The organism is Streptomyces sp. NBC_01477 (assembly GCF_036227245.1).
Lineage (GTDB): Bacteria > Actinomycetota > Actinomycetes > Streptomycetales > Streptomycetaceae > Actinacidiphila.
Map to the genome: position 1 here is coordinate 5,527,279 of NZ_CP109445.1, position 19,193 is coordinate 5,546,471.

A 19,193-nucleotide genomic window follows, 5' to 3' on the forward strand; every position below is an offset into this window, starting at 1 on the left:
GGTGCACGGCCGCGGTGCATTGTCACGCGGCGGTGCGGTTGCGGCGGGGCGGCGCGCAGTCTCCGCGCCCGTGGGGCGGTGGGGGCGCCTTCGCACGGGACGGTCGTGCCGGTCGCGCGCGCAGTTTCCGCGCCCGTGGAGATGTGCGGCTGCGCTGGCACACGACGGTCGCGCGCGCGATTCCCCGCGCCCCCGCCCCCCCCGTGGCCACGCTCACGTACGCACAGCAAACTGACCGCAGCGCCCCCTCCCAGCTGCGGCCAGTCTGCTGTGCGCGCCCGGGGCGAACGTTCGCGGTCCCCTGAACCGCGAACGCTTCCCCCTCCCGGGCGGCCCCCCGTTCCCCCGTGGACCCAGACCTCAGGCGTTACTGCTTGGTGCCCTCGGCGTGGAAGTTGTCCGGCTTCACCGTGCCGGGCTTGGCGGTGAGCGGTGCGCCCGGAACGGTCTCAGGCGTGCCCTCGGCGTGGAAGTTGTCCGGCTCGACGGTGCCGTCGCCGGTGTTCGGGACCTTCGGCTGCTCTGCGCTCATGGTGCTCTCCTGTGTGCGTGTCCAGCTTTGGGGACGCTGTCGTAACGCCCGCCCGGCAGCGACCCCCGTGCACTACCGAGCGGGCAGCTCGTGCAGTGATGGAATCCTGACACCCGCCGATAATCAACTGATAAACGGCCTCAGTTGGGCAATGCCGGTTGTCGAACGACACCCCGCCCCCGGTCAGACCGCGGCCGACGACTCCGACTCGTCGCCCAGCAGCCGGCGCACTTCGGCGATCTCGGGCGAACCCAGCGCGGCATAGGCGGCCAGCGCGTCGTGCCAGCAGGCGTGCGCGCGTACTTCCTGGCCCATGGCGGCAAGGGCCTGGCCGAGGACGGTCAGCGCGTTCGCGGTACGCCAGTCGCCGCCGATCTCGCGCATGATGACCAGGGCCTGCTCGACATGGGAGGCCGACTGCCGGTAGCGGCCCGCGGCCAGGTGGAGCTGGGCCAGCCGGTAGAGGGTCATGCCCTCCCAGAACTGCTGCCGGGCCGCGCGGAAGATCTCCAGCGCCTCGGTGAGGCAGCCCAGGGCGCCGTCGTGGGAGCCGGTGGCGGTCAGGGTGATGCCCATCGAGTACAGGCCGTTGCCGAGCCGGAAGCCGGCGCCGAGTTCGCGGTAGATCGCCACGACGCGCTCGGTGGCGGCGATCGCCGCGGTGTCGTCCCCCAGGTCCAGCTGTGCGCGCGCCAGATTGCTGAGCGCCGCGGCCTCGCCGTGCTTGTTGCCGTCCGCCCTGAAGGCGTCCAGAGCGCTGGTGAGATATTCCGCGCCCTCGGCGAAGCGGAGACCGCGAAGGGCCAGGATGCCGCGCAGGTTCGGGGCGTAGCTGCACGTCATCGGGTCCTCTGCGGCCAGGCCGAGCACCAGGGCGCGCTTGGTCTCCTCCTCCGCCTCCTCGAACCTGGCCGACAGCCGCAGCAGTTGCCCCAGCCACACCCGGCCGCGGCCGTCGACCAGGGTGTCGCCGCAGTCGTGGGCGGTGGTCACGATCGCGCGGGTGGCCTGCTCGTACTGCCGGGCGTAGACGCCGGATTCCATCAGGTCCTGGGCGACGAGCAGAACGTCCACCGCGCGCCGCAGGAAGCTCTCGCAGCCGCCGTCCGCGGCCTGCTGCACGGCCGCCAGCAGCCCCTGGGCCTCGGAGAACATCCAGTCCAGGGATTCTTCCCTGGTGCGGAAGGTCATACCGGGGTGGCTGGTCGGGGCGAGGTGGTCGATGACGCGGTCGCCGGGATTCTCCAGCGCGTACGCGGACACCGCCGACGCGAGGGAGAAGTCCAGCAGCCGGGACAGCGCCGCGCAGCGCACCTCGTGGGTCTCGTCGGTCTCGGCGCGCTCGCGGGCGTAGAGCCGCAGCAGGTCGTGGAAGCGGTAGCGGGCGGGCGCCGCCGACTCGATGAGGCTGATGTCGACCAGCGCTTCGAGCAGCTCCTCGGTCCGGTAGCGGTCCAGGTCGAGCACGGCCGCGGCGGCGTCCAGCGAGATGTCGGGTCCCTCGGGCAGCGAGAGCAGCCGGAAGGCGCGGGCCTGGGCCGGCGACAGGTGGTCGTAGCCGAGGGCGAAGGTGGCCTTGACGGCGAGGTCGCCGGCCCGCAGTTCGTCCAGCCGCCGCCGGTGGTCGGCGAGCTTGTTGGCCAGTACCGACACCGTCCAGGTGCGGCGGGCGGCCAGCCGGGCGGCGGCGATCCGGATCGCGAGCGGCAGGAATCCGCAGGCGGCGACGACGTCGAGGGCGGCCTGCCGCTCGCTGTTGACCCGCTCCTCGCCGACGATGCGGGTGAACAGCAGCAGCGACTCCTCGGGCGACATCACGTCGAGGTCGACCAGGTGCGCGCCGGCCAGGTCCACCATCCGCATCCGGCTGGTGACCAGCGCGGCGCAGCCGGGTGTGCCGGGCAGCAACTGCCGGATCTGGGCGGCGTCGTAGGCGTTGTCGAGCAGCGCGAGCACGCGGCGGCCGTCGAGCGTGGACCGGTAGAGGGCGGCGCGGTCGGCCAGCGAGTCGGGGATGGCGCCGTCGGGAAGGCCGAGGGCGCGCAGGAACGAGCCGAGTACGGCCTCGGGTTCGGCCGGCCGCGGCCCGGTGCCTTGCAGGTCGACGTACAACTGCCCGTCGGGGAAGGCCTCGCGGGCCTCGTGCGCGACCTGGACGGCGAGCGTGGTCTTGCCGACGCCGCCGATGCCCGCGACCGCGGAGACCGCCATCACCCCGCTGCCCTGCGACGCGCCGGCCAGCTGCTCGCCCAGTTCGCGGACGAAGGCGGCGCGGCCGGTGAAGTCGGAGACGGTGGCGGGCAGCTGCGCGGGGCGCAGGAATTCCGGGGCACCGGGCGCGGTGGCGCCGTGCGGCGGGGCGAGGCCGGCGTCCGCCTCCAGCATGCGCTGGTGCAGGTCGCTCAGCTCGGCCGAGGGGTCGATGCCCAGCTCGTCGGCCAGCAGCCGCCGGGTGTCGGCGTAGACGCCGAGGGCCTCCGCCTGGCGTCCGCTGCGGTACAGGGCGAGCATCAGCAGGCCGCGGAGCCGCTCGCGCAGCGGGTGCTCGGCGGTGATCGCGGTCAGCTCGGAGACCGCCTCGGCATGGGCGCCCATTTCCAGGTCGAGTTCGAGCCGCAGCTCGATCAGGCCCAGGTGCCATTCGGTGAGCCGGCCCCGCTGGGTCTCGGCGAAGGGCCCCGGCAGCCCGGCCAGCGGCTCGCCCTTCCACATGTCCAGGGCATCGACCAGGAGTTCGCGGGCCTGCGCCGGATCGGTCTGGCGCACCTTCTCCGCCTCGGCGGCCAACTGCTCGACCCAGGTGGCGTCCAGCGCCTCGACGGGGACGTGGATGGCGTAGCCGCCCGAATCGGTGACCAGCGTCTGCGAGCCGAGCGCCTTGCGCAGCCGGAAGGCGTACGAGCGCAGGGCGGCCAGCGCCGTATTGGGCGGGGACTCGCCCCACAGGGCGTCGAGCAGCTCCGACGCGGTGGCCGTCCGCCCGCCGCGCAGCAGCAGGACGGCCAGCAGCGCGCGTTGCTGGGGTGCGCCGGTCACGATTGGCTGGCCGTCGCGCCAGGCGCGTACCGGCCCGAGGACCGCGAACCGCAGGCCGCTGCCCGGTTCCGTCCTGCTTCCCATGCATGCCCCCTGAACCGCCTGCGAGCCGCACCGGTCAGGAAAGGGCCGGGTCGGCTCTCCGCGCGTATATCAATCGTTCATCGCCGGACGGAACAGTTGTCCGCATGGCACTCGTCGGCCGAGCCTCTGGTTCGGCCCCGCCCGTGTCAGTTTGCCGTGTCGGGGCGCCCCGGGTCACCCCATGCGGGTCCCTAACCGGCCCAACGGCTGAAGTTGGGCTGAATTTGAGATTCCGGCTGTGCGTGCGCGGAGGTTGTGGTGTGTGGGGATGGATCGTGCCGTGGAGCTTTGCGCGACAGGACGGGTAACTGAACCGCGATGTGTGCGAAGTGCGCGGATCGCGCGAATGGTTCGTACCGGACAGTGGTGCGGGGCCCCGGCGGGGCTGACGGATATGCGGCCGGCGGGTTCGGGACCGGCGGGTTCGGGACCGGCGGGTTCGGGACCGGCGGGTTCGGGACCGGTGCGTACGGGACCGGCGGATCCGGGACCGAGGCGTACGAGTCGAACACGTACCGGCCGGGTGCGTCGGACGGCTCGGGCGCGCTCGACGGCGCCGGCCCGGTCGGCACGCCGGACGGCCTTGAGCAGTCCGGCTGGTGGGGCAGGCCGCGGCACGCCACCGTACGGCGGCTGCATGCCGCGCAGCCGCCGAGCCCGGCGTACGCGCCGCAATATGCCGCGCCGCGGGAAACCGCTGCAATGAGCGGCGGAAAGCACAGCAAGCCGCGCCGGGCGCGAATAGGCGGCGGGGGCGGCGGCGCCCGGCCGGTCGCGGGGGACGGCGGCCGGCTGCCGGGACCGCTGCTGCGGCGGCGCGCCGAACGGCACCCCGCACTCGTGCCCGAGCTGCCCTTCGAATGCCGCGCCGACGCCGGTATCGGCACCGCGGGCTGCAGCTTCGCCGAACTCGACCGGCGCGCCAGAGCGGTGGCCGCCCGGCTCGGTACATTGCTGAGCCCGGGCAGCCGCGTCCTGCTCGTCTACCCCGAGGGCCCCGACCTGGCAGGTGCCTTCTTCGGCTGCCTCTACGCCGGCATGGCCGCGGTCCCGCTCGTCCTGCCCGCCTCCGGCGCCACCCGTACGGTGCCGCGCGCCGTCCAGCGCTGCGACCCCGACCTGATCCTCACCGGCACCGACGGCTGGCACGCGCTGGAGGTGGACCGCAACCGTACGCAGGTGGTCGAGGCGGACGGCGTACGTGTCGCGGGCGAGCCCGTGTGGCGGCTGGCCCAGCAGTGGCGCCCGGTCGGCGTCCTGCGCGGCGCCCCCGCCTACCACCGCTACCACGACGACGGCCCCACGGGCGGGCGGCTCGAAGCGGCCATGGGCCACGGCGACCTCGCCGAGGTGATGACCGAACTCGCCCAGGCGGTCCGGCTCGGCACCGACGAGGAGAACATCGGCTGGATCGCGGCGGTGCACGGCCTGGAGGAGGCCGTGTGGCGCATCCTGCTCCCGGTGAGGGTGACGGGCTGACGCCGCCGCCCTGGCGCGTCCGGGCGGCGGACCGGTGAATTCCGGCCGCCCGCGCCACCTGCTGGCGTTTCGCGCGCTGAGCACGGCGGCCCGGCTCGGTCCGGCGGCGCCCGGCCGCATGCCGTACGGCCCGGTTCGACAGCACACCCCGACGGGCCACCGCACGGCCCCGCGCCGCCCGTCCACGGCCCGTACGACGGCCAGGCGGGGATTGGCGGTGGACCGGGTGAATTCCGGGCGGGACTCCAGGGCGCTGGTCCGGCCCCGGCACAACGGGGGTGCGCCGGGCCGCGGCGGGCTGCCCGGCGCACCCGGGGACGTTACTCGCGGCCGAGCCAGATCGGGTTGGTGATCGCCGCGGCAGGGCCGGGGAGGCCGGCCGGGGTGCCCGCGGGAGCCGGGTGGCGGACCTCGGCGCGGACATAGGCCGCCGCCGAGGCGGTGGTCCGCCAGCTGACCGTGCCCGACGCGGGCAGCGGCGCCGCGAACACCTGGCCCTCGTCGGAGACCAGGCGCAGCAGGGCGTCGGCCGGAACACCCGAGACGGTCAGGCCCACCGTCACCACGGCGTCGGGTGCGACCGGCAGCCGGTCGCCGATGCCCGCGTGCTCGCCGTGCGGCCCCGACGCGGTGAAGGCGAGCTGCACCTCGGCGTTCTCCGCGATCCAGGAGCGGCCGGCCCGGATACCGGCCTGTAGGGCGCGGCGGTTGAGGCCGTCCGCCAGCACGACGGTCTGCGGGAGGCCCACGACGTCGGGGTCGCGGTGGGCGTCGGAGTTGCCCATCGCCGCAATCCAGTGGCCGTCGCCGCGGCGGACCGCGCCGGTCAGCAGATTGTCCCAGGTCAGCAGGGACGCCTCGTCGTCGCTGGTCCAGGGGCCGTTCCAGACCTCGATCGCGTCGACGTCGTCGTAGCCGAACTTCCACTGGCTGGCCAGGCTCGTGCCGTACGGGTGGGCCGGCACCACGATGCCGCCCGCGCGGCGGATCTGCCGCGCGAAGGAGCCGAAGGCGTTGTCGCGCGCCCGGTAGCGCCAGTCGACGAACTCGCCGCCGTCCAGGCCGATCGCCAGGAAGTGGCCGTTGCGGGTGGTCACCTCCTCGCCGGTGAGGATCAGCAGGTCGTCGCCCGCCAGCGGGCCGAGGAAGGGGTGGGCGGAGCTGGTGTTGTGGTCACTGGAATTGATGAAGTCCAGCTTCGCCTCGCGGGCCAGCGCGGCCAACTGCTCCAGGGTGCGCTTGCCGTCGGAATGCACCGTGTGGAGGTGGCAGTCGCCGCGGTACCAGCCGCGGCCCCGGCCGGCGATCTGCTCCGGCGGATAGTGCGGCGCCGGGGTGCGGCCCCGGTCGCCGGGCGTCAGGGTGACGGTCACCGAGTAGTCGAGACCCTGCGGCGCCACCGTGTACGGGCCCAGGACGACGTACCAGGTGCCCGCCTCGACCGGCCCGGCCAGATAGCCCGGCGTGGCCTCCTGCGCGCTGATCGCGAACTCGGTGCGCGCGCCGCCCGACCAGCCGCGGAAGCCGCGGCCGCCGAGGCCGGTGCCGTGCTGGTCGAAGACGCCGATGTCGCACGCATTGCCGAGGGTGCCGGCCGGGACGGCCGGCCGGTCGTACGTGTACGACACGGCGATCTGCCGCATCCCGCGCGGCACCTCGACCGGCAGGTACACGAAGTCGGCGGCGCCGGTGGGCAGGTGGCCGGTCACGGTCCTCGTCAGGTCGCCGTCCTGACCTGGTGAGGAGGATTTGTCGGAGGCTGCGGCGAAGTTCACGGGGGCCAGCGTGAGGATGCCGGTCGCGCTAGCCAGCGCGGAGAGTTTCAGTGCGTCGCGTCGGTCCATGGCCCGTACGGTTCCACCGGCGGGTGACGTCGGGGTGGCCTTCACCCGAACCCCGCCAAGCCCCCGGGGGCGGTTGCGCGGTTCCCCTCCGCCGACGCGGCGCTGGGGGTTTCGCTGCGTCGGCGGGTGCGCATCCCCCGGGCGCCTGGGTTGGGCGGCTCCCTTTCGGCAAGGGGGTGCCCCTGGGCTGGCGGTGCCTCCGCGTAGGAGGGTGCCCCTCGGCTGGTGCTGGGGTGCCCACCAGGGGCGCGGGAAACTGCGCGCGCAACCGGCCACCGGCCGGTGGTCCGGGATCGGACCGGACAGCCCCTTTGGGTCGGTGACGGCCCGCGCGTGCTGGGCCGGTCGCGCAGTTCCCCGCGCCTTCGGGGCGGCGGCGGTGCATTGCCACGCGATGGCGGGTGGGTGGTTGCACGCGCAGTTCCCCGCGCCCTGGGATGGTGCGGGGAGTTCGTACGTGACGGCACGTCGTGGCCGGTCGGCAGTTCCCCGCGTCCCTGCGGGGCGGGGCGGTGCGCCGTCAGGGTCGGGGGCGCGGCGCCTCGCGCCCCCAAGGGGTGGTGGCGGTCCGCACGCGACGGTGGCGTGGGTCGGGCGCGCCGTTCACCGCGGCGCCGGCGGGGGGTCCGTGCACGGCGGCGCGTCGCGGCTGAGGCGCCGACGCGCACGGCCGTATTCCCGCCCGGCGGGAGAGATTGGTGACAGGCCGCACGGTGCGGCGAGGACAGTGGAATGTCGGGGCAGCGACCTATGCTCGGGGAATGACCTTGTCCCCGCCCACCGCCAACGCCATGCGCCGCGCCCTGCACCGCGCGGCGGACGGCGTCGCCCTCGACACGGGCGAGGCCGCCGTGCTGCTGCAAGCCCGCGGCGGCGACCTGGCGCGGCTGGCCGAGACCGCGGCCCGCGTGCGCGACGCGGGGCTCGACGCGGCGGGCCGCCCCGGCGTCATCACGTATTCGCGGAAGGTCTTCATACCGCTGACGCGGCTGTGCCGGGACACCTGCCACTACTGCACCTTCGTGACGGTGCCCGGCAAACTGCGCCGGGACGGCCACGGCATGTACCTCTCGCCGGACGAGGTGCTGGACATCGCCCGCCGCGGCGCCGCCATGGGCTGCAAGGAAGCGCTGTTCACGCTCGGGGACCGCCCGGAGGACCGCTGGCCCGAGGCGCGGGAGTGGCTGGACGCGCACGGTTACGACGACACGCTCGCGTACGTACGCGCGATGTCGATCCGGGTGCTGGAGGAGACCGGGCTGCTGCCGCACCTCAACCCGGGGGTGCTGTCGTGGACGGATCTGCAGCGGCTCAAGCCGGTCGCCCCGTCGATGGGCATGATGCTGGAGACGACGGCGACCCGGCTGTGGTCAGAGCGCGGCGGGCCGCACTTCGGTTCGCCGGACAAGGAGCCCGCGGTACGGCTGCGGGTCCTGGAGGACGCGGGCCGCTCCAATGTGCCGTTCACGACCGGCATCCTGATCGGCATCGGGGAGACCTACGAGGAGCGCGCCGAGTCGCTGTTCGCGATACGCCGCACCGCCCGCCGCTACCACGGCGTCCAGGAAGTGATCGTCCAGAACTTCCGGGCCAAGCCCGACACCGCGATGCGCGGCATGCCGGACGCGGAGCTGGAGGAGCTGGCCGCGGCCATCGCGGTGGCACGCGTGGTGCTGGGCCCGGCGGCCCGTATCCAGGCGCCGCCGAATCTGGTCGACGGCGAATACGCCCGCTTCATCGAGGCCGGCATCGACGACTGGGGCGGCGTCTCGCCGCTGACCCCCGACCACGTCAATCCCGAGCGCCCCTGGCCGCAGATCGACGACCTGGCGGCGCGTACGGCGGAGGCCGGCTTCACGCTGCGCGAACGCCTGACCATCTACCCCGAGTTCGTGCTGCGCGGCGAACCGTGGCTCGACCCGCGCCTGGTCCCGCACGTACGGGCGCTGGCCGATCCCGCGACCGGCCTCGCGCGGCAGGACGCCGTGGTCGAGGGCCGGCCGTGGCAGGAGCCGGACGAGGCCTTCCCCGCGGCCGGCGGGCGTACGGACCTGCACCGCACGATCGACACCGAGGGCCGTACCGCCGACCGCAGGGACGACTTCGACGACGTCTACGGCGACTGGGAGGAACTGCGCGAACAGGCCGCGCCGGGCATGGTGCCCGACCGGGTGGACGCCGACGTCCGCGGGGCGCTGTCCACGGCGGCCGACGACCCGACGAAGCTCACCGACGCCGAGGCGCTCGCGCTGCTGCACGCCGACGGCCCGGCGCTGGACGCGCTGTGCCGGATCGCGGATGACCTGCGCAGGGACGTCGTCGGCGACGAGGTCACGTACATCGTGACGCGGAACATCAACTTCACCAACGTCTGCTACACCGGCTGCCGTTTCTGCGCCTTCGCGCAGCGCCGCACCGACGCCGACGCCTACACCCTGTCCATGGACCAGGTCGCCGACCGGGTCCAGCAGGCGTGGGAGGTCGGCGCGACCGAGGTGTGCATGCAGGGCGGCATCCACCCCGACCTGCCGGGCACCGCGTACTTCGACATCGCGCGGGCGGTCAAGGCCCGCGTCCCCGGCATGCACATGCACGCCTTCTCGCCGATGGAGGTCGTCAACGGGGCGACCCGCACCGGGATGTCGATCCGCGACTGGCTGACCGCCGCCAAGGAGGCGGGCCTCGACTCGATCCCCGGCACAGCCGCCGAGATCCTCGACGACGAGGTGCGCTGGGTCCTGACCAAGGGCAAACTCCCCACCGCCACCTGGGTCGAGGTGGTCAGCACCGCCCATGAGCTGGGCATCCGCTCCTCGTCCACCATGATGTACGGGCACGTGGACCAGCCGCACCACTGGCTCGGCCATCTGCGGCTGCTCGCCGAGATCCAGCAGCGCACCGGCGGCTTCACCGAATTCGTGACGCTGCCCTTCATCCACACCAACGCGCCCGTCTACCTGGCCGGTATCGCCCGCCCCGGGCCGACCGCCCGCGACAACCGGGCCGTCACCGCGATGGCCCGGCTGCTGCTGCACCCGCACATCACCAATATCCAGACCAGCTGGGTGAAGCTGGGCGCGGACGGCGCCGCCGACATGCTCCGTTCGGGGGCCAACGATCTCGGCGGCACCCTGATGGAGGAGACCATCTCCCGCATGGCGGGCTCGGGGTACGGCTCGTACCGTTCGATCCGCGATCTGGTCGCCATCGCGGAGGCGGCCGGCCGGCCCGCCCGGCAGCGCACCACGCTGTACGGCGACGTGCCCGCCGAGCGCGTCGCGGCCGGTCTCGCCTCCGACGGCCACCTGCCGGAACTGCTGCCCGTGCTGGGGGACGTGCACGGTTAGTCGACGCCGCCGGGGAGGGACGCGCGTGGCCTTCCCCGAGCGGCGGGCCTGCCGCCCGGCTCCGCCCCCAGCGCCCCTGGGCCGGTGCCACTTCCCGTGGCGTTCACCGTGCCGCCGCACTGCGGCCGGCCGCGCAGTTCCCCGCGCCCCTGCCGGGCTCGTCCTCCACCGCCGGAGGGGCACGTTTCGGGGGCGCGAGGAACCGCGCGCCCAGCCACGACAGCGACGCGCGCAAGGACGTACCGCAAGCGGCACCCCCGCCGCGCGCGCCCCTGGCACAGTGGTGGCGTCCGGCCAGTGAAGCGGAGGGGTCGCATGAGGCGGCGTCATGTCGGGATGTGCGCTGCGGCGTTGGCGGGGGCGGTGATCGCCGGGACAGCGGCGGCCGGCGGGGCGCAGGCCGCCGCGGGGGCGGTGACGTACGGCCGGAGCGAGCGGCTGGCGCGCGGCGTGGACTACCGGGAGTTCACCGCGGATTCCGCGAACGGCGTCGTACATGGCCACGTGATCACCATCGACCTCCGCGATCCGCGGGTGAGAGTGGACCTGCTCACCCCCGGCACCGTCGCCGCCCGCGCGCCGGTCTCGCAACTGGCGGACACCCGCCGTGCGACCGCCGCCGTGAACGGCGACTTCTTCGACATCGAGGAGAGCCAGCACCCCGGCGTCACCCCCACCGGCTCCTCCGTGGGCCCGGAGATCGGCTCGGGCCGCCCGCTGAAGGCCGCCGTGCCGACAGCCCAGCGGTTCGGCCCCGGCCTGCCGGCGGGCGAAACGACGCGGGACGTGCTCGGCGTCGGCACCGACCGCAGAGCGCGGCTCGACACGCTGACGCTGCACGGCCGGGTGCGTACGGCCGCGGGCAGCTACCCGCTGGGCGGCTTCAACCAGTACGCCCTGCCGGTCGGCGGCACCGGCGCGTACACCGCGGACTGGGGCGCGGCCCCGCGCGGGCGCGCGGTGTGCGGCAGCGACACCTCCCGGGCGGCCGGGTGCAGCACCGACACCTACGAGGTCGCCGTACGCGCCGGCCGCGTCGTGTCCGTGGCGGAGGCACCGGGCGCGGGCGCCGTCCCCCGCGGCACGACCGTGCTGCTGGGCCGGGACGCCGGCGCGGACACGCTGCGTACGCTGCGGCCCGGCGACCGTGTACGCGTCGACGAGCACCTGGCGCCGTCCGCCGCCCACGTGCCGTACGCCTTCGCGGTCGGCGGCTTTCCGGTCCTGCGCGCCGGCGCGCCCCTCGCGGGCCTGGACGACAGGACGGCGGCGACCAGGACAGCGGCAGGTTTCGGCGACCACGGCCGTACGCTGCGGCTGCTCGCCCTGGACGGCAGCGCCGAGGCGAACGCGGGCCTGACCGTCGCGGAACTGGCCGGCGTGATGCAGGAATTGGGCTGCGACAACGCCGTCAACCTGGACGGCGGCGGCTCCAGCACCCTGGTCGCCCGCGACCCGGGCGCGGGCGCGGTCACCGTACGCAACCACCCGGCGGGCGGCGTCGAGCGCCCGGTCGCCAACGGGATCGGCGTCTTCGCGGCCGGTTGAGCCCCCTTCGCGCGCCGGAGCGCACTCCGGGGAGATATCCCGCCATCTCCCCGGAGCCGCCTCATCCGGGACAACCTTCACCTACCCCGCGCACCCCTTCCGCTCCTGGCCACGTCGGCTATCGTGCAGGCGCAGAACGGGTTCGGATCGGGGGACGATCGGAGGGAACCGCTTTGACCGCTGTCTGGGGACGCGCGCAGCAGCAGGACTTCCGCAGCCGCGTCCGTGGCTGTCTGCTCGGCGGGGCGATCGGCGACGCGCTCGGCGCGGGGATCGAGTTCGAGTCCCTCGAAGCGATCCAGGGCAACCACGGACCCGACGGGGTCACCGACTACGTCACCGCGTACGGGCGGCGCGGCGCGGTCACCGACGACACGCAGATGACGCTGTTCACCGTCGAGGGCCTGATACGCGCACAGGTGCGCCGGGACACCGGCGCCTGGCACCCGCCCACCGACGTCCACCGCGCGTACCGCCGCTGGTCGGCCACACAGAGCGAGTGGGGCCCCGACGAGCGCCGCAAGGACGCCGGCTGGCTCGCCCGCGAGGAGTGGCTCTACGCGCGGAGGGCGCCGGGCAACGCGTGCCTCACCGGCCTCTCGGACGACCGCATGGGCACCCTGGAGGAGCCGAAGAACCCCGGCTCCAAGGGGTGCGGCACGGTGATGCGCTCGGCGCCCTTCGGGCTGCTGGTCGGCTGGGAGCCGCAGTTGGTGTTCCAGCTCGCGGTGGAGTGCGCCGCGCAGACCCACGGGCACCCCACCGGGCAGCTCGCCGCGGGCGCCTTCGCCGTCATCATCCACGGGCTCGCCCGCGGCGAGGCGCTGGACGGGTCCGTCCAGCACGCCCTTGCCCTGCTGGGCGCGCGCCCCGGCCACCAGGAGACGACCGACGCGCTCCAGAGCGCGCTGGGGGCCGTACGGCAGGGCTTGCCGTCGCCGCAGCGCGTCGAAGCCCTCGGGGAGGGCTGGACGGCTGAGGAGTCGCTGGCGATCGGCGTCTATTGCGCGCTGGTCGCCGAGGACGTGCGCCACGGGCTGCTGCTCGCCGTCAACCACTCGGGCGACAGCGATTCGACCGGGTCGATCTGCGGCAATCTGCTGGGCGTCCAGCACGGGGAGACGGCGCTGCCGCCCGCGTGGATAGCGGAGCTGGAGGGCCGGGCGACGATCCTGCAGCTCGCGGACGACTTCGCCATGGAGATGACGCAGGCGCCCGCCCTGCACGGCCCGTCAGGCGCCAGCCCCGCCTGGCTGGACCGCTACCCCGCCGCGTAGCCCTTTCCCGCGCCCTTGCGGCGCCCGTCCCGCGCCGCGGAGGGCCACCGCGTGGGCGCGGGGAATTGCGCGCGCCACCACGGCGGCGGGTCGACAGGAGAACCCGCCGCCGCCTCCCGCAGCTGCTATTCCGTGCTGGCCGCCGGCCGCAGAGCGTCGTCCCCCGCTTGCGACGGCTCGGGAAGAGCGACCGACCCCGCCCCGCCCCCGTCGGAGTTGATCCGCGCCAGGAGGGCGTCCCGCTCCGGCGTGTCCTCCGGCTTGATCCAGCCGACGACCACGTACAGCACGAGCGAGACCGCGAGCGGCAGCGAGATCTGGTATTCGAGGTGGACGCCGCCCGACACCGCGTCGTTGACGGGGTAGTTGAGCAGGTAGAAGGCGAACAGGCCGAGCGCCCAGCTGGTGAGGGCCGCGGTCGGGCCGGAGCGGCGGAAGCGGGGGAGCAGGCCGAGCATGAAGGGGATCGCGATCGGGCCCATGAGCCCGGCGACCCACTTGATCACGACCGTGATGATGTCCTTGAAGGCCGGCGAGTTAACCTGGGTCGCGACGGCCATGGACAGGCCGAGGAAGGCCAGCGTCGTGATCCGGGCCGCGATGAGGCCGACCCGGGCGGTCCACTCGCGGGCCTGCCGGGAGAAGGCGGGCGCGATGTCGCGGGTGACGACGGCCGAGATGGCGTTGGCGTCGGAGGAGCACATGGCCATGGTGTGGGAGAAGAAGCCGACCACGACCAGGCCCAGCAGCCCGTGCGGCAGCAGCTGTTCGGTGAGCAGCGCGTAGGAGTCGGAGCCGTCGGGCTTCTTGGCGTGCACGAGCAGCGGGGAGACCCACATCGGGAAGAACAGCACGACGGGCCACACGAACCACAGCGCCGAGGAGAGCGCGGCACTGCGGGTGGCCTCCTTGGCGGACCTCGTGGCCATGTACCGCTGCGCCTGGTTCCACATGCCGCCGTTGTATTCGAAGGTCTTGATGAAGAGGTAGGCGAGCAGGAAGACCGTGGTGTAGGGGCCCGCGGTGGGGTGGCCGTGGTGGCGGAGCGCGGGTTCGTCCCAGACGTTCCAGATGCCGCTGACGCCGCCGAGCTTGTTCAGCGCGGCGACCAGCATCGCCAGGCCGGCCACCAGCTGGATGACGAACTGGCCCAGTTCGGTGAGCGCGTCGGCCCACAGCCCGCCGACGGTGCAGTAGACCGCGGTGATCGCGCCGGTGATGACGATGCCCTGGGTGATGGTGACGCCGGTGAAGACCGACAGCAGGGTCGCGATGGCGGCCCACTTGGCGCCGACGTCGACGATCTTGAGCAGGACGCCGGACCAGGCGAGCGCCTGCTGTGTGGTGAGGTTGTAGCGGTTCTTGAGGTATTCGAGCGGTGAGGCGACGTGCAGCCGGGACCGTACCCGGTTCAGCCGCGGCGCGAAGGTCTTGGCGCCGATGGCGATCCCGATGGCGATGGGCAGCGCCCAGGTGACGTACGACGTGATGCCGTACTGGTAGGAGATGCCCGCGTAACCGGTGAACATCACCGCGCTGTAGCCCGACATGTGGTGCGAGATGCCGGACAGCCACCACGGCATCCTGCCGCCCGCGGTGAAGTAGTCGCCGACGTCGTCGACGCGTTTGTGCGACCACACACCGATCGCGATCATGACGCCGAAGTAGGCGATGAGCACGGTCCAGTCGAGACTGTTCATTGTCCCCTCCAGGGGGTCCGCCTTGTGAACGGGAACGCACTTCGCCGTGACGCTCGCCCGGGCGGCTGGCCCCCGTGCGGGAGTGGGGACTTCCGGGATTGAACCCTTGGCCCGGAGGGCCGGTCAAGGGTCCCAGCGTTCAAGAGTCTGAATCCGGATCAGAAAGCCGAACGATTTTACTTTCTCTTTACTGTCCGTGGCATTGTGACGCCCCGGGCCGCGAACCCACGATGAGCGGGCACTTCGCTTGACGCGGGCACGGCAGAGCGGCCGTACGGGAGCGGGTCCCGTACGGCTCGGAAAGGGGCGCAGGACGCCGGCGGACCGCCGGTCGCGGGTAGGCCGGGCGCGGGCCGGCCGGGGATCAGCCGAAGGCCCGCGCGAGGCGGCGCAGCCCCTCGGCGATCTCCTCGGGCGTATGCGTGGTGAAGGACATCCGCAGCGTCGCCCGGTCGGGCTCGGCGGCGTAGAAGGGTGCGCCCGGCACATAGGCGACGTCGTGCGTGATCGCGGTACGCAGCAGCGCGGTGGCGTCCCGGTCCGCGGGCAGCCGCACCCAGACGAACATCCCGCCCTCGGGGCGGTTCCACGCACTGCCCTGCGGCAGCGCCGCGGGCAGACCGGCGAGCAGCGCGTCCCTGCGGGCCCGGTAGGCCGTACGCACCCGGTCCAGATGCGCGTCCAGGTCGCGGTCGGCGAGGTAGCGGGCGGCAGCCGCCTGGTCCACCGTCGAGGTGTGCAGATCGGCCGCCTGCTTGGCGATCACGCAGGGCCGCAGCAACGCGGCCGGCGCCCGCAGCCAGCCCAGCCGCATCCCGGGCGCCATCACCTTGGAGAAGCTGCCCAGCAGGACCGTACGGTCGGCGGCGGCCTCGTACGAGCTGATCCACGGCCGGCGGTCGCCCTCGAAGCGCAACTCCCCGTACGGGTCGTCCTCGGCGATCCACAGCCCGTGCCGCCCGGCCACCTCGGCGACCGCGCGGCGGCGCTGCTCGGGCAGCGTGCGGCCGGTCGGGTTCTGGAAGTCGGGGATCAGGTAGAGCAGTTTGGGCCGCTCGCGCAGCACCAGCTCCTCCAGCGCGTCCGGCAGCACCCCGTCCTCGTCGGTCGGCACCGGCACCACCCGGGCGCCCGCGAAGCCGAAGCACTGCAACGCCGCCAGATACGTCGGATTCTCCACCAGCACGACATCGCCCGGCTCCAGCAGTACGGTCGCGAGCAGCGCGAGCCCCTGCTGCGAACCGCCCGTCACCACGACGCTGTCGGCGTCGGTGCCGAGCCCCCGCCGGGTCAGCCGCCCCGCCACCGCGGCCCGCAGCGCCGGATCGCCCTCGGTGGTCGAATACTGCAGCACCGTCCCCGCCCGCTCGGCCAGCACCCGGTCGTACGCCGCCCTGATCCCCTCCGCGTCGAACAACTCGGGCGCGGGCAGCCCTCCGGCGAAGGAGATCACCTCGGGCCGCGCGGTCAGCGCCAGGATCTCCCGCACCGGCGAAGCCCCCACATCCCGTGCGCGTGCGGCAAGTGCGGGCAGTGCGGCTCCGGCGGTCGTCGTCATGTGCGGCAGCCTACGAAAAACCGTTGTAATGTCCAGATACTTTTCAGCATCCGGTCAGCCGGGCGCCGGACGGGGGCAGCAGCGAGCCCTCTCGGCCAGGACGGCGGCCGGTCGAGAGGGCTTTTGCGGTGGTGCTGTACTCGTGGTGCTGTCCTGCGGCCGGTGCCGACCGGTCAGCGCAGGTCGTACGTGCCGTGGTCCACGTCGGTGACGAAGGACGACCACGCCTCGGGGGAGAAGGTGAGCACCGGACCCTGCGGGTCCTTCGAGTCGCGGACCACGACGGCCGCGACAGCCGGGGACTTCACTTCGACACAGGCACCGTTTCCGGTGGACCGCGAGGACTTGCGCCACGCGGGGGTGTTGCCCAGCTTGATTGCCATCTCTGCTCCGGTCTGTGCTGGTGACGGCGGCGGGGTGTACTCCGCAATGCGATCGCGCGGTGGCGATGTGGCGTACACCACTGCCTGACTGCGATCGACGCTACTCGCCAACATCACCGGCCGGGTGGGGCCTTCACTCGACCAGGTGGCATATTCCTGGCAACCCTTGTCAATGATCGGGTAGTAGAGTAATTTGCCCACCTTCACGCCGAGGCGTCCCCATGCGTCGTTTGGCCGGGACCTGCCGGATCAGGCGTACCGCAGGGCCGCCTCGCCGATGAACTGCCGGGTGGCCTCCGCGCTCAGCGCCTGCGCCCGCAGATGCTCGTACATCACGCTGTAGGCCTGCACATCGGTGTCCTTCTCCAGATACAGGTCGCTGTTCACACCCTCCAGATAGACCACCGTGGCATCCGTCGTGTCGGTGAACTCCAGCACCGCGAACTGCCCGCTCAGTCCTGGGTGCGCACCCGCCTCGAACGGCAGCACCTGGACGGTGACATGCGGCAGATGGCTCAATTCCACGAGATGCGCGAGCTGTTCGCGCATGATCTGCGCGTCGCCGACCTTGCGGCACAGCGCCGCCTCGTCCACCACCGCCCACATCCGCAACGGCCCGTCGAGGTCGGTGATCCGTTCCTGCCGGCGCATCCGCACGCTGACCCGCTTCTCGACCTGCTCCGACGTCGCCTCGGGCAGATTGCCCGCGATCACCGCGCTCGCGTAGCGCTGGGTCTGCAACAGGCCGGGCACCACCTGGGGTTCGAAGACCCGCAGACTCGCCGCCTCCGTCTCCAGGCCGATGTAGACGCTGTAGGGGATGTCGCCGAAGGCGTGCCACCAGCCCTGCTGGCGGGACTCCTTGGCCATCTGCATCAGCGATTCGACAACGCGCACGTCCTCGACCCCGTACACCCCGCACAGGTCGCGGACGTCGCGCTGGCTGATGCTGCGGCGGCCGTTCTCCAGGCGGCTGATCTTGGACTGGGAGACCAGGAGCCGGGCCGCGACCTCCTCGGCCGTCATCCCCTTCTCCTCACGGAGCTTGCGCAGCTCCGAACCCAGACGGCGGCGCCTGACGGTGGGGTTGACGCTGGCGACCACAGGAAGTGCACCTCCACGCTGAACCGTACTGATGGTCAGCAGCCTGCCACTAGCGGTCATCGCCGCGCTGGCGAATGGTCGTAACAAGATTGCCCGGCCTGCGCCCCGGGCGCGCGGAAGCTGCTCGCGCGCCTCGTGAGCGGGGGGAAAACGTGCCGCGCGGGGCACCGGGTCCGGACGTCCGTCCGGCGCCCGCCACCCCGCGCGGCACAGCGGCTCCCGGAGGGATCTCGCTGCGGACGGGGCCGAATCCGCGGTGTCCTATCCCTGCCGACGGACACCGCCGCCCGTCCTGTGGCGTTACGGGTTGCGTACGCGTACTGCTGGCACTGCTCTGGTGCTGCTCGTACTCGCTCGTACTTACTGGAGGTGCTGCTCACGCCGTGCTGTTCAGGTGGTCACGTACTGCCGTGTGCTTTCGCGTGCTCGGTGTGCTCGGACGCGCTGAACGTCAGCGGGCACCGGCCCTGGCCATCGTGCCGTGTCCCACCGTGCGTTGTGCCTGGGCGGGTGGGCGCTTGGGCTGCGCGGCCACGCCGTTCTGCACGTCCATCACGGCGTGCGCGACGAGTCCGCCCATCGGGTCGTACCTGATCAGGTCCCGCAGGCGCGATCTGGACGACCGGCCTTCGTTGCCCGGGTACAGGTGCTTGCCGAGACCCACGGAGTGGGCGAGCGCGGCGAGCGCGGCGGTCCGCGGGTCCGGCGGTACGCCGGTGCGGATCGCACTGTCCAACCGGGATCTGATCTCCCGGCTGACCGCGCTGTCGGTCGCCTGATACCGAGTGGTCGGCAGCACCCCGCACATCTGTCCCGGCACGGCGTGCACCATGCCGCACCGTTCCAAGTGCGCGAGATACGTCTGACGGAGCCCCAGCCGGGGTCCGCCGATCCAGTGGACCGCCCGCACCGGGCTGCCACGACGGCGCAGCAGTTCCAGAGCGGAGTCCAGAGTCGGATCTCCAGTCGGCCGTGGGTGCACCACGGCGATACGATCCCCGTCAGGGGCTATCCGTCCTGCCAGAGCCAGCTCGACGAGCTGTGCTCCGGCGAGGCCGAGGTCGAGTGATTGCGGCTGCGCCGTGGTCCCGGTCGTCGGGTCCAGGGCGAGCAGCAACAGCTCTTCCGGAATTGTTCTGCGGCTCTTGCCCATCCATGCCTCCCCGCGTGGATGAGTGACAGGGTGACGCCTCTCACACCGGCCTGTCGAGAGTGCCTTCTCCATATCGGCGGGAACCGGCTGGTATGTCGTTCTCGTCTACGGGGGCGGAGGTGGTGTCGCGGACGGCCTGCGGGCCTGT

The 19,193-nt window shown here is 72.9% G+C and carries 12 protein-coding genes; 4 read left to right on the forward strand and 8 right to left on the reverse strand.

Annotated elements, in window-relative coordinates; genetic code table 11:
* Nucleotides 1–367: 367 nt before the first annotated feature.
* Nucleotides 368–532, reverse strand: a complete 165-nt coding sequence (locus OHA86_RS23520; protein WP_329178243.1) for a hypothetical protein — start codon at nucleotides 530–532, stop codon at nucleotides 368–370.
* A 183-nt stretch (nucleotides 533–715) separates the two neighbouring features.
* Nucleotides 716–3,652: an AfsR/SARP family transcriptional regulator gene (locus OHA86_RS23525; RefSeq protein WP_329178245.1), complete on the reverse strand. Its 2,937-nt coding sequence runs from the start codon at nucleotides 3,650–3,652 to the stop codon at nucleotides 716–718.
* A 366-nt stretch (nucleotides 3,653–4,018) separates the two neighbouring features.
* Here OHA86_RS23525 and OHA86_RS23530 point away from each other — a divergent pair, with 366 nt between their 5' ends.
* A complete protein-coding gene (locus tag OHA86_RS23530) occupies nucleotides 4,019–5,131 on the forward strand; it encodes an AMP-binding protein (RefSeq protein ID WP_329178247.1) in 1,113 nt (370 codons plus the stop codon).
* Between the two features lie 320 nt (nucleotides 5,132–5,451).
* On the opposite strand, the gene OHA86_RS23535 is transcribed toward OHA86_RS23530, so the two are convergent.
* A complete protein-coding gene (locus OHA86_RS23535; RefSeq protein WP_329178249.1) occupies nucleotides 5,452–6,975 on the reverse strand; it encodes a CehA/McbA family metallohydrolase in 1,524 nt (507 codons plus the stop codon).
* 761 nt (nucleotides 6,976–7,736) lie between these two features.
* On the opposite strand from OHA86_RS23535, the gene OHA86_RS23540 reads away from it, so the two are divergent.
* The 3 genes from OHA86_RS23540 (at nucleotide 7,737) to OHA86_RS23550 (ending at nucleotide 13,147) form a co-directional block, all read left to right on the forward strand.
* A complete protein-coding gene (locus OHA86_RS23540) occupies nucleotides 7,737–10,322 on the forward strand; it encodes a bifunctional FO biosynthesis protein CofGH (RefSeq protein ID WP_329178250.1) in 2,586 nt (861 codons plus the stop codon).
* A gap of 315 nt (nucleotides 10,323–10,637) precedes the next feature.
* Entirely contained in the window at nucleotides 10,638–11,870 is a 1,233-nt protein-coding gene (locus OHA86_RS23545; RefSeq protein WP_329178251.1) for a phosphodiester glycosidase family protein, read from the forward strand.
* A gap of 173 nt (nucleotides 11,871–12,043) precedes the next feature.
* The gene (locus OHA86_RS23550) at nucleotides 12,044–13,147 is read left to right on the forward strand and encodes an ADP-ribosylglycohydrolase family protein (RefSeq protein WP_329178253.1); all 1,104 of its coding nucleotides are present in this window, start codon (nucleotides 12,044–12,046) and stop codon (nucleotides 13,145–13,147) included.
* A gap of 125 nt (nucleotides 13,148–13,272) precedes the next feature.
* Here the strand turns inward: OHA86_RS23550 and OHA86_RS23555 are convergent, their stop codons facing one another.
* From OHA86_RS23555 to OHA86_RS23575, 5 genes are all read right to left on the reverse strand, one after another.
* Nucleotides 13,273–14,847, reverse strand: coding sequence for a sodium:solute symporter family protein (locus tag OHA86_RS23555; RefSeq protein WP_329178255.1), 1,575 nt, complete (start codon nucleotides 14,845–14,847; stop codon nucleotides 13,273–13,275).
* 364 nt (nucleotides 14,848–15,211) lie between these two features.
* On the reverse strand, nucleotides 15,212–16,405 hold the full coding sequence (locus OHA86_RS23560) for an aminotransferase-like domain-containing protein (RefSeq protein WP_329178257.1): 1,194 nt from the start codon (nucleotides 16,403–16,405) through the stop codon (nucleotides 15,212–15,214).
* Nucleotides 16,406–16,578: 173 nt separating this feature from the next.
* Nucleotides 16,579–16,788, reverse strand: coding sequence for a DUF397 domain-containing protein (locus OHA86_RS23565; RefSeq protein ID WP_329178258.1), 210 nt, complete (start codon nucleotides 16,786–16,788; stop codon nucleotides 16,579–16,581).
* Between the two features lie 249 nt (nucleotides 16,789–17,037).
* Complete coding sequence (locus tag OHA86_RS23570) at nucleotides 17,038–17,892, reverse strand: helix-turn-helix domain-containing protein (protein WP_329178260.1); 855 nt, start codon at nucleotides 17,890–17,892, stop codon at nucleotides 17,038–17,040.
* 451 nt (nucleotides 17,893–18,343) lie between these two features.
* Nucleotides 18,344–19,045, reverse strand: a complete 702-nt coding sequence (locus OHA86_RS23575; protein WP_329178262.1) for a GOLPH3/VPS74 family protein — start codon at nucleotides 19,043–19,045, stop codon at nucleotides 18,344–18,346.
* Nucleotides 19,046–19,193 lie beyond the last annotated feature (148 nt).